This window comes from Haloarcula sp. JP-Z28, from assembly GCF_011440255.1.
Taxonomy (GTDB): domain Archaea; phylum Halobacteriota; class Halobacteria; order Halobacteriales; family Haloarculaceae; genus Haloarcula; species Haloarcula marismortui.
The window spans coordinates 1-13,819 of the sequence record NZ_JAAOHT010000048.1; the positions used below are offsets into that span (position 1 = coordinate 1).

General features: G+C 63.6%; 18 protein-coding genes and 1 pseudogene. 6 read left to right on the plus strand and 13 right to left on the minus strand.

The window, feature by feature from the left end:
• The 4 genes and pseudogenes from G9463_RS15840 to G9463_RS15855 form a co-directional block, all read right to left on the minus strand.
• A pseudogene (locus G9463_RS15840) lies at window positions 1-353 on the minus strand (TRAP transporter permease); the annotation flags it as partial.
• Complete coding sequence (locus G9463_RS15845) at window positions 350-838, minus strand: DUF1850 domain-containing protein (protein WP_004959634.1); 489 nt, start codon at window positions 836-838, stop codon at window positions 350-352. The gene G9463_RS15845 and the pseudogene G9463_RS15840, both read right to left, overlap by 4 nt.
• A 61-nt stretch (window positions 839-899) precedes the next feature.
• Window positions 900-1,928, minus strand: coding sequence for a TAXI family TRAP transporter solute-binding subunit (locus G9463_RS15850; RefSeq protein WP_165897241.1), 1,029 nt, complete (start codon window positions 1,926-1,928; stop codon window positions 900-902).
• A gap of 201 nt (window positions 1,929-2,129) precedes the next feature.
• Window positions 2,130-2,822, minus strand: coding sequence for a type 1 glutamine amidotransferase domain-containing protein (locus tag G9463_RS15855; protein WP_165897242.1), 693 nt, complete (start codon window positions 2,820-2,822; stop codon window positions 2,130-2,132).
• A 258-nt stretch (window positions 2,823-3,080) separates the two neighbouring features.
• Between G9463_RS15855 and G9463_RS15860 the strand changes: the two genes are divergently transcribed.
• Window positions 3,081-3,779: a DUF5828 family protein gene (locus G9463_RS15860; RefSeq protein ID WP_004959646.1), complete on the plus strand. Its 699-nt coding sequence runs from the start codon at window positions 3,081-3,083 to the stop codon at window positions 3,777-3,779.
• Between the two features lie 82 nt (window positions 3,780-3,861).
• Here the strand turns inward: G9463_RS15860 and G9463_RS15865 are convergent, their stop codons facing one another.
• On the minus strand, window positions 3,862-4,143 hold the full coding sequence (locus tag G9463_RS15865; protein WP_004959649.1) for a hypothetical protein: 282 nt from the start codon (window positions 4,141-4,143) through the stop codon (window positions 3,862-3,864).
• A 126-nt stretch (window positions 4,144-4,269) separates the two neighbouring features.
• On the opposite strand from G9463_RS15865, the gene G9463_RS15870 reads away from it, so the two are divergent.
• The gene (locus G9463_RS15870) at window positions 4,270-5,469 is read left to right on the plus strand and encodes an inorganic phosphate transporter (RefSeq protein WP_004959653.1); all 1,200 of its coding nucleotides are present in this window, start codon (window positions 4,270-4,272) and stop codon (window positions 5,467-5,469) included.
• Between the two features lie 5 nt (window positions 5,470-5,474).
• On the opposite strand, the gene G9463_RS15875 is transcribed toward G9463_RS15870, so the two are convergent.
• Window positions 5,475-5,690: a hypothetical protein gene (locus G9463_RS15875; protein WP_007189501.1), complete on the minus strand. Its 216-nt coding sequence runs from the start codon at window positions 5,688-5,690 to the stop codon at window positions 5,475-5,477.
• A gap of 176 nt (window positions 5,691-5,866) precedes the next feature.
• Between G9463_RS15875 and G9463_RS15880 the strand changes: the two genes are divergently transcribed.
• Both G9463_RS15880 and G9463_RS15885 read left to right on the plus strand, forming a co-directional pair.
• The gene (locus tag G9463_RS15880) at window positions 5,867-6,550 is read left to right on the plus strand and encodes a hypothetical protein (protein WP_165897243.1); all 684 of its coding nucleotides are present in this window, start codon (window positions 5,867-5,869) and stop codon (window positions 6,548-6,550) included.
• Window positions 6,547-7,146 carry a DUF6517 family protein gene (locus tag G9463_RS15885; RefSeq protein ID WP_165897244.1) on the plus strand — a complete coding sequence of 200 codons (600 nt, stop codon included), beginning with the start codon at window positions 6,547-6,549 and terminating at the stop codon, window positions 7,144-7,146. Before G9463_RS15880 ends, G9463_RS15885 begins: the two co-directional genes overlap by 4 nt.
• A gap of 41 nt (window positions 7,147-7,187) precedes the next feature.
• On the opposite strand, the gene G9463_RS15890 is transcribed toward G9463_RS15885, so the two are convergent.
• The 3 genes from G9463_RS15890 to G9463_RS15900 all read right to left on the minus strand — a co-directional run bounded on the left by G9463_RS15890 (window position 7,188) and on the right by G9463_RS15900 (window position 10,527).
• Window positions 7,188-9,083: a carbon starvation protein A gene (locus G9463_RS15890; RefSeq protein WP_007189504.1), complete on the minus strand. Its 1,896-nt coding sequence runs from the start codon at window positions 9,081-9,083 to the stop codon at window positions 7,188-7,190.
• A gap of 173 nt (window positions 9,084-9,256) precedes the next feature.
• Window positions 9,257-10,231, minus strand: a complete 975-nt coding sequence (locus G9463_RS15895; protein WP_007189505.1) for a TRC40/GET3/ArsA family transport-energizing ATPase — start codon at window positions 10,229-10,231, stop codon at window positions 9,257-9,259.
• Window positions 10,231-10,527: a hypothetical protein gene (locus G9463_RS15900; RefSeq protein ID WP_004959670.1), complete on the minus strand. Its 297-nt coding sequence runs from the start codon at window positions 10,525-10,527 to the stop codon at window positions 10,231-10,233. Before G9463_RS15900 ends, G9463_RS15895 begins: the two co-directional genes overlap by 1 nt.
• Window positions 10,528-10,672: 145 nt before the next feature.
• Between G9463_RS15900 and G9463_RS15905 the strand changes: the two genes are divergently transcribed.
• Window positions 10,673-11,974, plus strand: a complete 1,302-nt coding sequence (locus G9463_RS15905) for a GTP-binding protein (protein ID WP_165897245.1) — start codon at window positions 10,673-10,675, stop codon at window positions 11,972-11,974.
• On the opposite strand, the gene G9463_RS15910 is transcribed toward G9463_RS15905, so the two are convergent.
• The 3 genes from G9463_RS15910 to G9463_RS15920 all read right to left on the minus strand — a co-directional run bounded on the left by G9463_RS15910 (window position 11,971) and on the right by G9463_RS15920 (window position 13,036).
• The gene (locus G9463_RS15910; RefSeq protein WP_004959675.1) at window positions 11,971-12,177 is read right to left on the minus strand and encodes a hypothetical protein; all 207 of its coding nucleotides are present in this window, start codon (window positions 12,175-12,177) and stop codon (window positions 11,971-11,973) included. The two genes, G9463_RS15905 and G9463_RS15910, sit on opposite strands and share 4 nt — an antisense overlap.
• A gap of 100 nt (window positions 12,178-12,277) precedes the next feature.
• On the minus strand, window positions 12,278-12,691 hold the full coding sequence (locus G9463_RS15915) for an SRPBCC family protein (RefSeq protein ID WP_165897246.1): 414 nt from the start codon (window positions 12,689-12,691) through the stop codon (window positions 12,278-12,280).
• Window positions 12,692-12,721: 30 nt separating this feature from the next.
• Window positions 12,722-13,036, minus strand: a complete 315-nt coding sequence (locus G9463_RS15920) for a hypothetical protein (protein ID WP_004959681.1) — start codon at window positions 13,034-13,036, stop codon at window positions 12,722-12,724.
• Window positions 13,037-13,151: 115 nt separating this feature from the next.
• On the opposite strand from G9463_RS15920, the gene G9463_RS15925 reads away from it, so the two are divergent.
• The gene (locus G9463_RS15925) at window positions 13,152-13,364 is read left to right on the plus strand and encodes a hypothetical protein (protein WP_004959683.1); all 213 of its coding nucleotides are present in this window, start codon (window positions 13,152-13,154) and stop codon (window positions 13,362-13,364) included.
• 54 nt (window positions 13,365-13,418) lie between these two features.
• Here the strand turns inward: G9463_RS15925 and G9463_RS15930 are convergent, their stop codons facing one another.
• Window positions 13,419-13,790, minus strand: a complete 372-nt coding sequence (locus G9463_RS15930; protein WP_004959687.1) for a cupin domain-containing protein — start codon at window positions 13,788-13,790, stop codon at window positions 13,419-13,421.
• Window positions 13,791-13,819 lie beyond the last annotated feature (29 nt).

A 13,819-nucleotide genomic window follows, 5' to 3' on the forward strand; every position in this document is an offset into this window, starting at 1 on the left:
TCGACCAGCGACCCGAGCGCGATACAGCGCCGGGAAAGCGGGCCGTCGCCGGTGCTGCCGGGATACAGCAAGAACGTCAGAATGAGGCCAAAAGAGACGTGGACAGCGTTGATCTGGAGCAGTTGCAGTGACGCGAACACGACATCACCGACGCCAGGAAGCGAGATCGAGAGGACGAAGCCTTTCGCCGCGAGCCACATCTGAAACACCGAAAACGAGATGCCGATGAGCGCGACGAGGACAACTGCCCACCCTGTAAGGGAGCGTTTCCGCTCTATCTCCTGCAGTACTTCGTCAACTTCCTCGTCCGATACGGCCTCCCCGTCGTCGTCAGATCGTGTGTTTTCAGTCATGTGTTGAGCTGGTCTGTCGCAGCACCGAACGACGAGCGCTGGGTCACATAGAGGTGGACCGAGCGGCCGTTGGTGCGGGCTACCAAGTCGTAGGTTTCGGCTCCGACGTGAAGTTTATGTCCTGCAACATCACCGGGAGAGACTGTCACGCGCGTGTAGTTGCCTGGGGGGTCGAAGACATACATCCCATCCTCACGAGTGACGTTGGCTCCACTCGGGAGCCCCCAGCCGAACGATTCGAACTCCATACGGGTCATCTCAAGATGGTCGCCACGGACTGTGTACTCGTCGTAGACACGCGTTTTTTCGACACTGTGCATATATTCCAGCGCCACGGTCGTGCCGTCCTCAACCGAGACCGTTAGATACTGCTCACCGGTCTCGGCGTCTTCGACGACCAGTGCACGTCCGCCGGGGAGCGCTGCTACAGTCCCGATGAGGAGGAGGGCACCGAGCACCGCGATAGCGACGTATCGTCGTCTCATTCCAGTTGGTGAGTAATAGAAGGTGGTTAGTTAACGATACGGATAGCGTCAGTCAGCGGCGTTACGCGTCGAAGTAGGCCGCTGCGCCGGGGTGGAGTTCGATGGACATCCCGTCCTGAGCGGAGTCCGCGCTGATGAAGTCCGTCTTGATAGAGAGGTCGTCGACGTTGTCGAAGATGGCCGCGGTGACCGACTCGACCGTCCCTTCGGGCTGTTCGGCGTTCGTCGCAATCATCGCCTGCACAGCGATTGTTTCAACAGCCTCGTCGACGCCGGTGTAGGTGTCGGCGGGGATGGTGTCGTCAGCGAACCAGGAGGCGTCCTCCTTCGCTGCGGCACGGTTGTCGCCGGAGATTGGGACGATGACGAGGTCGTTGGTGTTTGCGAGGTCCTCGATTGCGCCGACCGGCCAGCCGCCGACGACGAACGCGGCGTCGATGTCGCCGTTCCGGAGCTGGTCGGCAGCCTGAGAGAACGAGGCGTTCTGCTCGGTGTAATCGGAGATGCCGACTGACTCCAGAATCTGGTTCGCGTTGACCTGGGTTCCGCTCCCGAGGTCGCCAGTGTTGATCGTCGCCCCTTCGAGGTCGGAGAGTTGCGTGATGCCCGTGTCCGCGAGGGTGACGACCGTGATCGTTTCGGGGTACAGGGTCGCAACGCCCTGGAGGTTCTCGACGGCGTTGTCCTGGAACGCATCGATGCCAGTGCCGTTCTTTGCGAACGAGGCGATATCGTTCTGGATGAGCGCGAAGTCGGCGTCGCCGCTGGCGAGGCTACCGACGTTTTCGACGCTCGCACCGGTCGACTGGACGTTCAGCGTGAAGTCTGTGTTGTCCTCTACGACCGTCTTGAACTCGTTCGAGAGCGGGAAGTAGGTGCCACCGGTGCCGCCGGCGTGCCACGAGAGGCGGGTCTCGGTGTCGCCTTCAGTCATTTCGCCCTCGGTCATGTCGCCACCCTCGGTCATGTCGCCGCCCTCGGTCGTTTCGCCGTCGCCACCGTCGCCGCCACCGCCACAACCGGCGAGAGCTGCGACACCTGCAACGCCTGCTGTCTTGAGGAACCGCCTACGTGTGGAGTTGTTAGTCATACGTATGTCTACGTCACACGGGGTATTCAAGAATGTTAGCTAGTATACAGTCGCTATTTGACTATATTGTGCGATAGCGTGTGACAGAGTATTTCACCGGACGGAATAGAGATGAGAAAAGACGGACAGGCAAAGTGTTCTATTTGTCGAGAATTTCAGCTCTAGTTATATTTCAGCAAACAACCGCCACGTCAGGACCCGTTACGCGGACGTCTCGATACCAAGCTCGTCGAGAAGCGTGCGGGCAGCTGCAGCCGAGGACGGTGGGCCACGAGCCGTGATGAGGTCACCATCGACCGTGACGCTGGTGTCGGCATCGAGTTCGGCGTCCCAGTCCGCACCGACAGTCTTCACTTCGTCTTCGACCCAGTACGGGAGCTTCCGGCCGTCGGGGAGCAGGTCGTTCTCGTCGACAATGCCTTCCTCCCAGGCGTTCGGGAAGCCGGTGACCGAGCGGCCGTCGGCGAGGAACTCGCCGTCGCTATTGCGGGTGAAGGCCAGAATCCCGACCGTGTGACAGACGACGAGTGCCTTGCCGTCGTCGCCGGCGACGCTCTCGCGCAGCAGTTCACGGGCGTGGACATCCTGCGTGACGTCCCACTCCGCGCCGTGGCCGCCGGGGAACACGACGGTGTCGTAGTCCTCGGCGTCAGCCTGTGCCAGCGGAATCGGGTTGTTCAGGCGCTCGTCGGTCTCGTGGACTTCCCGAACGTGTTCCGAGAGGTCTTCGCCGACTTCTTCGGGGTCGACGGAACGTTCGTCAAGCACCGGCGGCTCGCCGGTCGGTGTCGCCACCGTAATATCCAGACCGGCGTCTGTAAGAGTTGTCAGCGGCTCAATACATTCTTCGCCCCAGTACCCGTGTTCGCTTACGACGAATAGTGCGGATGACATCAAACTACCATTCGCGTGCAATACTTATAAGCAGCTGTTCGGTGTTGAGCGAAGCGGGGCGAGCGGGAAGACCGCTATACAGTAAGAATGCGTCATTTATACTCCGATATCAAGGGCTGGGGAGGGGGCTCGCGGGAGAGTATCACGGCTGCCGCCACGGCGGAAACGTTTAACCCCACTGAGCAGCAATCCGGTGTGTATAGATGGACGGCCCACTGCAGCAGGTCCCGCGGCTGTCATAGACCGATCTATTATACCATGGCAGACATCGAAGAGAGCGTTTCAGGATTCAAGACGAAAGGCGGCTGGGTCGACGTCGTCGAGCACGGCGAGCGCATCACGCAGGCGCTGAAAGACATCGCTTCGGGCGAGACTGTCGACGAGGACGCCCTCAGTGAGTTCGACGAATGGCGACCCAAGAGCCACGAGCGACTGGACGAGGACGTCAACGAGAAAACCGCTGACCAAGCAAGCGTCGACGAGGGCAAAGGCGAACAGGCCGGCAAGGGGCCGGACGAGGACCTCCAGACCGCCGGCGAGAAACTCAGCGAGTCCTACGAGAACCTCGACGAGCCGGACGAGGCGATGGAGCGCTGGAGCGAGTCCGTCGACTACGTGGCGCGCGCGGCTGACTCCGCCAGCCGGAAAGCCCTGCGAAAGGTCGAGGACACCGTCTACCGCAACGTGATGACCCAGATCGCGCCCTATTACTTCGACAACGACCTCATCAGCGCGAACCTCCGTCGCGTCGGCGACGAGGAACGCCCCGAGTACGTCTTCGAGGTCAACGTCAACGACGACGACCTGAAGATGCGCGTCTCGAACAAGCTCGCGGACTTCGAGCAGGCCGTCGACCGCTGGCACGTCGACACCGAGAAAGTCACTGAGGCTGTCGAGGCCGCTGAGGGTGTTGATGCGGTCGAGACGGGAGAAGAGACCGATGCGAAGACGAACTAAGCTCGCCGCTGGGCGAGCGGCATCGGCTTCCAGCATCGTCGACGCAAAAACGAACTAAGCACGAGCATGGCCGCACAGACGGTTAGATAGCGTCGTCAGGGTCGTGTTTTTCCGCCATCCGCGTCGCTTCGGCCGCGTACTGCGCCTGCAAGTCTTCGTCGTCGACGGACCCGAGGTTGTCCGGGTCCGCGTCGACAGCGGCCGTGGTCTCTCGCACGTCGGAAAACGAGGTCAGGGCGCGCTCCTTGCGGAAGTACTGTTCGCCGTCGGGCGTCGCGTACGTGAGGATGATGAGGTTCTGCTCGTCGTCGGAGTAGGTTCGTTCGACCAGCCAGACGCGGACAGTCTCTTCAGTGGCGGACATACGGGAGCGAACCACGCGCTGCCACCTGAACGTTTGCCCGTGAGGGCCGCGTCAGTGTCGGCAGTCGGCCTCACAAGGGCGCGCGAACGGTAGGCTCATTGCAGGGCGGGGCAAACGCCGTGACAGATGGTCGCGACGAGTACGATTGCGACGCTTGTTATCGCGTCAGCCGCGAGTCTGTTTATGGCCTGGGCCATCGGTGCTGGGTCGTCCGGGTCCACACCGTTCGCGCCGGCCGTCGGGGCGAACGCGATCTCGGTGATGCGGGCCGGGTTCTTTGTCGGCATCCTCGGGCTGGCCGGCGCGATCCTGCAGGGAGCCAACGTCACAGAAGCCGTCGGGAGCGAGCTCGTGCTGTTCCCGAGCGGCGGCGGCCTGTCGGCTATTGCCGCTATCGTCGCCCTCCTCACTGCGGCGGTGCTGGTCGCCGTCGGTATTTTCACCGGCTACCCCATCGCGACAGCGTTTACCGTCACCGGCGCAGTGGTCGGCGTCGGGCTGGCGATGGGCGGCCAGCCGGCGACAGCAAAGTACATCGAAATTGTCTCGCTGTGGGTCCTCACGCCCTTCGTCGGCGGGGGTATCGCCTTCGGGACGGCGTGGTCGCTCCGGCACGAGGCCACGACCGAGGAACGGCTCGTGCCGCTGCTGGGCGGGCTGGTCGGTGTGATCCTGGCGAACATCGAGTTCGTGCTGCTGGCACCGGGTAGCGAGCAGGCCTCTGTGGCCCGCGCCGTCGCAAGAGCGGCCGGGACACCGATCTTCCCGTCGATGGTCGTCGTGACGCTCCTTATCGGGGTGCTCGCGGGGGGACTGCTGTATCTAGATATCAGAGCGGACGCGGCCGCCGGGCAGCGGCACTTCCTGCTGGTGATGGGCGGGCTCGTGGCCTTCTCCGCCGGCGGGAGCCAGGTCGGGCTGGCACTGGGACCGCTGGTGCCCCTGCTCGGCGAGGGGCCGACGGCGGCCATCCCCATCACCGGCGTTCTGTTGTTCGGCGGCCTCGGCCTCCTCGTCGGGTCCTGGACGGGCGCGCCGCGGATGATCAAAGCGCTGGCACAAGACTACTCCTCGCTTGGGCCGCGGCGCTCCATCGGCGCGTTGATTCCGAGCTTCATCATCGCGCAGGCGGCCGTTTTCTTCGGCATTCCGGTGTCGTTCAACGAGATTATCGTCTCGGCTATCGTCGGCTCTGGCGCAGCCGCCGGCGGTGGCGAAGTCAGTCGGGAGAAGATGGGCAAGACGGTGCTTGCCTGGATCGGGTCGCTGGCGCTGGCGTTTGCGCTAAGCTACGGGCTCTTCTGGATTATCGACGCGGCACTCTGACCCGGTCAGCGACCCCAGACGTAGCGACTGACGGCCTCGTCAATACGGGTCGAGAGCCGGCCCATCCAGACCTCAGGCGAGACGCGCTCAATGTCCTGCTGGTCGACCTCGATTCGGTCGTCGCCGAAGGGGTCGTGGGGTTTTTCACCCTCGTTCTCGTCGACGGCGTCGACGACGACACTCATCGAACACCGGCCACAGGCCTCAGTGTCTTTCGCCATGATTGTTAGTGATTAATTTGGAGGCCAGCGTCAAAAACCTGCCGCGGCGGTCGTGTACGGCCCGTGGACGACCGTCGGCTGACCGACGCCCTTAAGACCCCGACACGGCATCGCCATGGTATGACCTACCGCGGCAGGGGACCAGTACGAACTGAACACCTACGTGACTCACGACGATGAGCGAGGAATCCGAGTCCATGTCGGGTGAGGACCCGACTGACTATGGCGCGGAGAGCTGGGAAGACCCCATGACTGGTGCAGTCCCAAAATCGGAGCTTCCCGACGAAATCGTCGAGGAAGTCCCACACTGGACAGATGACCCCTACTTCGACCGGGTGGGCGACCGCCTGATGTACAATTACACGCTGGAGCGGGACCACCGGCTCCGGGGCGAGCGCTGGGACCTCTACGGCGAGATGCGGGTTCTCAATCAGAAACAGTTCTTCCACCCGGCGCTGTCCTACGGTGACCACGAATCCGAGGAGTACCTCTACGCCCGTCGCGTCGACCGGCCGACAGTCGGCGAACTGAAGCGACTGGTCGAACTGGGTCACGACCTTGCTGACGAGCGTGTGTCGGGCAACGAGGAGCACTACCGAACTGACTTCACGTTCGTCCTCGTCGCCGACGAGATACCCGACGAGGTTCGGTCGTTCGTCGAGGGTCAGCGCGAGCGGACGCTGTTGAAGTACGGCTACTACGGCCACTACGAGGTCAATCTGGGCGTCGTGGTGCCGGACGAACAGGTTGCCGTCGCCGGCGAAGCCGCCGACGTGGTCGAGGCGTTCGTTCTCTGGGAGGACGTGACCCAGCCCGAGGAAGGAGTGCTGTCGCGGCTCGCCAAGCGGTTCTGGAAATGACGCTCCCGACCCGGCGTGGCTTCGTCGTCGGCTGTGCGGCGACGCTGGCCGGCTGTAGCGTCCTGCCGGAGGAGCGCGAGCCCATCGAAGCCAGCGCGGCCGCGCCGGCAGTGCTCCCCGAGTCCAGCAGCTACTCGCTCGTTGCCGAAGATAGCCGCACCATCGAGACGACGGTGACCGTCGACTTTTCTGGGGACGTGGAACTAACGTCGCGGCAAGACGTGATCGCGACGGTGTTCCAGCGCGTGTACCAGTCCGCAAACGGGGAGCAGTTCGGGCTCCTGACGGCCCCAGCCGTGCGAGTCGTCGACCAGCCCGAAGTCGTCCGTGACCCGCTGACGGCGGTGGACAGCACCCGGGTCGTTTCGCTTGCGATGGATACCGACGTGGACACTGTTTCGGAGTGGCGCGAACGCGGCTCAGAGACGCTTCTCGGGACCGAAACGACGCGGACGACAGCGACGGCAACGCTCAACGGGACCGAGCGAAAGCTCGCGCGAATTCGCGTCCGTGCCGGCGAGGATTCAGTGACGGCGATAGCGACTATCTCGGATGACGCCGCGCCGCCGTTCGGCGCGGTCACGCGGGACGCGTAACTGTCGCTGTCGACAATAAAAAACGGAAACGGAGTCGCGGTTCAGTCGTCGCCTGGTTCGACCGCGCTGGCGGGCCCACGGTCACGGACCGTGCTGATGTTGTCGTACCCTTTCTTCACGAGGGCCAGCGCGAGGCCGATGAGGACCAGCGCCAGTACCATCTGGACGGTCGAGGACGCGATGGCCGCAGTCCCCTCGGCACCGCCCTGAATGAGGTTCTGGTAGAGGTTGCTGTAGAACGCCAGCCAAGACAGCCCCAGAATAGTGATAGTCGTCATGATGGCCATCGGCACGCCCGTGGAGTACAGCTGCTTGTTGTCGTCCCAGTTCGCGAGCCAGACAGTCGCGGTCAGCAGCGCCAGCGCCGCGAGCAGCTGGTTCGCACCGCCGAACAGGGCCCAGAGCGTGAGCCACTCGCCGGAGATAACCATCAGATAGGCTGGGATGGCCTGCACGAGCGGGTTCGTGTAGCGGCCGCGCCCGATTTCGCCGAGGGTCGAACGGATGCCGCCGCCGACGTTGAATCCGGAAGCCGTTTCGCCCGCCCGGAGCCCGACGATCTCCTCCATCATGTACCGGCCGAGTCGGACGGCCGTGTCCGTGGAGGTCAGCAGGAAACTCACCAACACGAGCGCCATGAACGGTGCGCCGAAGGTCTGGGGGATGCCGAGACTGGTGAAGATGATGCCGCCACCCGTCGCGAAGTTCGGCAACGCAGCACCGATACCGCCGGCGGGATCAGCGAAGCCGGCCACGGCGAGCGTCGACAGTGCGACGGCGGCCAGCAGTCCCTCGCCGAGCATCCCACCGTACCCGATGAGGCGGGCGTCGGTCTCCTTGTTCAGCTGCTTGGCTGTCGTCCCAGAGGACACCAGCGAGTGGAAGCCACTGATCGTCCCGCAGGCGATGGTAATGAACAGCAGCGGGAACAGCGGTGCGAGGCCCGCGCCCTCGACACCCCAGAAGCCGTTGAATGCACCCATCGAGTCCGCGATGACCAACGAGCCGGTCTCGGTGGCAGCCGTGCCGAAAATCGTGCCGACGATGACAGCCACCAGCGAACCGCCGACGCCGGCGTACAGCAGGAACGACGAGAGGTAGTCACGCGGCTGGAGCAGCACCCACACCGGGAGCGCGCTCGCAATGCCCGCGTACACCATGATTATCGGCACCCACGCCGCACGGTTGGGGTTCATCGCCGTCGCAGACGACCCGGGAATCCACTGTCCAGTGCCGAGGTTCAGCACGTCCGCGAGCACGAGCGTGCCTGCGGGGTAGCTCGCCTCGCCGACGGCCGGGAACAGCGCAACGGGGTTCAGAATTCCCACGTACACGCCGGCGAACACACCAGCGACGAACAGAACGGTTCCCGGGAGGAACGGTCCGTTCAACTGGTAGAGATACACGCCAAACACCAGCGCCAGTACGATGTAAACGAAGCTCGCGGTCGTCACCTGTGGGAACGCGTCGAACACGATGGCGACCACCAGCGCGAACACCGCGACGACGAGGATGATGGTCAGGAACGCGAACCACAGCAGCATGTTCTTGCCCCCTTCCCCAATGTACTCACCAATAATGTAGCCGATTGACTTCCCCTCGTGTCTGAGCGACCCCGACAGCGAGACGAAGTCGTGGACGCTCCCCATCAGCGGGTTACCGATGGCAATCCACAGGAGTGCGGGAACCCACCCCCACACAGCGCCCGCCGTAATCGGTCCGACAATCGGTGCCCCACCCGCGATACTGGAGTAGTGGTGACCCAGCAACACCGGTTTCTTCGACGGGACGTATTCTTGCCCGTCTTCGTACTTGTGCGCCGGTGTCTCGTTGTCGTCGTCGAGTTCGAGGAACCGCGCGAGGTACTTCGAATACCCCAGATACCCCACGCTGAATGTCACCAGTACTGCCAGGACGATCCAGATTACCTGTGTCATGTGTGTGCATGAATGGTAACCAACATCAAGCTATTAATAGTTATTATATATTTCTTATACTTCTCAAGTCCGTCAGAATCCGCTCGGTCACACAGCTTCGACTGTCAGCGAAAATCTAATATCCGATTACTTATCGGTTATGCGCGGCCCGCACATGAGCGGCGGTCGGTGTTTCAGACGAACGTCGGCACCTCGGCATCCGTCTCGACCTCAAGTTCAGCTGCGACATCATCGAGCAGGTCGCCTTTCACCTCCGCCGTGCGGGTCGTGATTTCCGCGACCAGCGGCGGGTCGAGCGTCTCTCGGACCTCCTGTAGCCGTTCGTTCTCAGTCGCGACGCGGTCTCGGAGATATCGAGCCCCACGACCTGCCTCGTCGGGGTCCGGCTCGGGCGTGAGTTTGTTCGCGACGAGGCCACGAACCGAGAGGTCGCGCTCGCGCATCTCGGCGATGGCGCGCCGCGTCTCGTTGACCGAGAGCTGGTCGGGGTTGAGCACGAGGAAGAAGGCGGCGTCGGCCTCCAGCGCGCCGCTGGCGAACTCGAAGAACTCCTTTCGGTCCTGCAGGCGGGCGAGCACCGGGTCGCCGTCCATCACGCGCCGGGGCTCGTTGTTGCCGATGGCGGCCTTCTCGAAGAGGTCGATGCTCTTTTCGCGTTTGTGCATCAGCCGGTCGATCCATCCTTCGAGGAACTCCGGGAGGCCGAGCAGGCGGAGCGTGCTGCCGGTCGGCGACGTGTCAAAGACGACCCGGTCGTACGGGTCGGCGTTGCGCATCACGTCGACGAAGCGGTCGAACAGCGCCGACTCGTAGGCCCCCGGCGTCTGGTGGGCCATCTCTAGCTGCTGGTTGATCTCGTTGACCATCGCCGCCGACACCTGCTCGGAGAGGTCGTTGCGGATGCCGTCGAGGTGGCGCTGAGTCTCGGTTTCGGGGTCGATCTCCATCGCGTCGAGGCCGTCGATACCTTCGACGGCAGCCGGCTCGTCGCCAAACTGCTGGTCAAACACGTCCGAGACGGAGTGGGCCGGGTCCGTTGAGACGACGAGCGTGTCAAGACCGGCCCGTGCTGACTTGACGCCGTAGGCACAGGAGACGGTGGTCTTGCCGACCCCGCCCTTCCCGCCGAAGAAGACGAACGGCTCCATCAGAAGTGGTACTGCTGGCCTTTGCGTTCGATGTACGAGCCCCGGTCCCACAGCCGCCGCTCCCAGGCCTCGAAGGTGTCTTCGAGGTACGGCAGCAGTTCGGCGGTGTAGTACGACACCGGCGACGGGATGCCGAAGGCGTCGGGGAAACAGGCCAGCATGAACGCGTCCTCGATGTCCTCGGCCTCTTTCTCGATTTTCTCGTAGGCCGGGTGCGTTATCATGCCGTGGTACAGTCCGCGGGCCCACTCCCGCAGTGTCCGGCGAAAGCGCTCGATTCGGTCGGCCAGTTCCATCGTGGGTCATGTGTGCGAGAGGCACAGAGTAAAAGCTGTCGCAGTTACCCGTCGATAGTACCCAACCACGGTGACGGGCCAGCGGTCGTGTTTGACCGCCGGAAACGAGGCGCGATTTGAAGGGAGCCGGCCCACAACGGGTGGTATGCGCGACACCATTCCCGTCACGATTCTTTCCGGGAGCCTCGGGGCCGGGAAGACGACGCTACTGAACCATCTGCTGACTGAGGCCGGTGACCGCGACATCGCCGTCCTCGTCAACGACATGGGGACGGTAAACGTCGACGCGGAACTCATCGCCGAGGGGTCCGAACTCGACGTCGACGACGGGGTCGCGGAGCTGTCGAACGGCTGTATCTGCTGTGAACTGCAGGACGACCTCGAAACCGCAGTCGTCCGGCTGGCGGACGACCGTGACTTCGACGCGCTGGTCGTCGAGTCCTCTGGCATCTCCGAGCCAGCGCCCGTCGCGCGGCTGTTCACAACCGAATCACGCGTGGCGGCGCTCTATCGCGTCGACACGCTCGTGACGGTACTCGACACCCGGCTGTTTCTCGACTCGTTCGGCGGCGAGACGCCGGAACGCCGCGGAAGCGGCGAAGCGAGTGCCGATGGAGACGGCGACGACACAGCAGCCGACGGTGCCGACCGCCCGCTTTCGGACCTCATGGTCGAACAGGTCGAACTCTCGAACCTCGTCGTGCTGAACAAAACGGACCTCTGTACGGACGGGGAACTGGACGAAGCCGAGGAACTGGTGCGGGCGCTCCAGCCCGACGCCGAGACCATCCGAACGACCTTCTCACAGGTCGACCCCGACCGGCTGTTCGACCGCGCACTGTTCGACCAGACCGAAATCAGCGACCTGCCGGGCTGGAAGCGAGCGCTGGCCGAAAGCGGGCACGGTCACGGTGAAGGCAGTCACGACCACGGCGGCGACAGCCACGAAACCGATGCCCACGAAGGCGACACCGGGCACGGACACGACGACCACCACCATCCCGAGGAGGTGTACGGGGTCACGTCCTTCACCTACCGCCGCCGCCGGCCGTTCCACCCCGACCGGCTCGCCGAGGTACTGCAGGACCTGCCGTCGGGAGTCGTCCGTTCGAAGGGGACCGTCTGGCTGGCGGGCAGCGAGCGACGGGTCGTCATCGGCCAGGCCGGTCCTTCGATACGGGCGGAAGCACAGGGACCATGGATTGCGAGTCTCCCCGAAGTCGAGCAGGATATGTACCGCTCGAACCGACCAGAACTTGACTGGCACGACGAGCATGGCGATCGCCGGACGGAGCTGGTGTTCATCGGCACGGACTACGACGAAAGCGCCCTTCGGACGGCACTGGACGACGCGCTGGTGACAGACGAAGAATGGACGGAAAGCGAGTCACTCACTGGACCGTTCCCGGCGGAGCAGGGCGAGGAGGTGGTGATTCGGAGCCCCTAACAGGCGCAGTCGCGGCCCGCCGAGCGCTCAAAGCGCATCTCCTCGCCACAGTCCGGACAGACCGGCTCGCCGTCTAAGTCGACATCTCTGATGCGAACGCCGCAGTCGTCACACCAGTACGCCCCCTTCGACCCATCGTCGGGGCGGGACTTCGCGTCCGGCTGTGACGTGAGTGCCTCCTTGACGCTGTCGAGGATGCTCATGGTTATATATGTACATTGAGGCTACTAAACGTGCCGTGGTTGTGCGCGGTCGTCTCACGGGCATCGACAACCCGGCCGGACAGTAGCGGTATCGGCCGATTCAGCCTCCGGGCACATCCGCCGCCAGTTCCTCGATAGCTCGCTCTATTTCGTTGCCGCGCTTCCAGGCGGCGATGCGGTCGGCAAAGGGGAGTGGCAGATTCAGCGAAACGGTCGACCGCATCGTGACCCGAGAGCCGTTTTCCTCCGGCACGACGGTAATCCGGGTCTCCAGATGGTCGAACGGGCCGACCTCGCCCTCAGCGGTGTACCGGAGCCCGTCGTCGTGCGACTCGAAGCGCAGGGGGACTGACATCCCCGGGCCAGCGGCGGTGACGAGCGTTCCCGTCTCCGTTTCCTCGACAGCCGTCACTGTGAACGTCCCCTCCGCCGCCACGACCGCCTCCGGCGAGAGCGTGCGGTGGACAGCCGGCGGCCGTGCCATCACGAACCAAGAGCGTTCGACCTCGCGCATACCAGTCCACATGCGTACCGGGGTGGTAAATCACAGGGCCAGCGGGGCCGAGACAGCCACCAGCAGAACGGCGAAGCCGACGCCAATGTAGATGAGGCGTTGAAAACGAAGCTCCGGCGCTATCCGTACCGATGGCGGCGGGGCCGTCCACACCAAGCGGTGGTACGCGACGGCGGCCACGGCGACGGTCCCGGCTGTCGAAACGGTCAGACCGGCCCAGACGGGAAGCCCGTAGGCGAGGCCGTACAGCGGGCCAACAGAAAACAGTAGCATCACCGCCGTTGCGGTGCAGACGAGAAATGGGACCGGGTCGACCGGGTCCCCATGGCGATTTCGAACGTTCATGCGTCGTGTTAGGCTTCGAATGTGTTTAGTTGCGCGACTTGGCCGCGCCCGGCCAGAGAACGAAGCACCGGGGACTGCCAAAGAGCTAAGGGGCGTCCCGTCCGTGTTCGTGGGCATGAGCGACGCGAACGGGTTCGAGGAGGGGGCAAGCGGGTCACAGGGTGACCCGCGGGTACTTATCGCGATGAACGTCGTGCTCTCGACGGTGTTTTCGGCCACTCTCGTCTGGGGGCTGAGCGTCATCGGTGCGGCAGAGCTCACGGCGATCAACGTCGCGACCGGCGCGATACTGCTGTTCGCGCTGACCTACGCCATCACACTTCAGTAGCGGGCCTGCGCCACGCTCCAGTAGCGGTTCTGCAGTATGACCGCGACACTCGGCTTACTCGGGGTCGTAGGGGTGCACGTCGTCTACCGCAGGTGCGCCGACGACGAGCGTCCGTACTGGCTCGGTCGCCGACTCAGGGTTGTGCGCCCGCTGGGGGCTGTCCGGTTCGACGACGAACGCCTCGTCTTCATCAACTTCGTAGGTCTTCTCGGGCGTCTCGACAGCCAGCGTTCCGGAAAGGACGTAGAACAGTTCTTCCTGATTGTCATGGTAGTGGTACGCGAGCGGAATGTCCTCGCCGGGGGCGACCTCATAAAGATTCACGGCCGCATTTTCCAGGTCAGCTGCATCACTTATCGACCGCTGGATGCTCGGTCGGTCCGGTGTCGGTTCGATGTCGTCGACCGCGAGGTGGTGATAACCCATGTCATCCCTGTCAACAGCGACCGACGTAA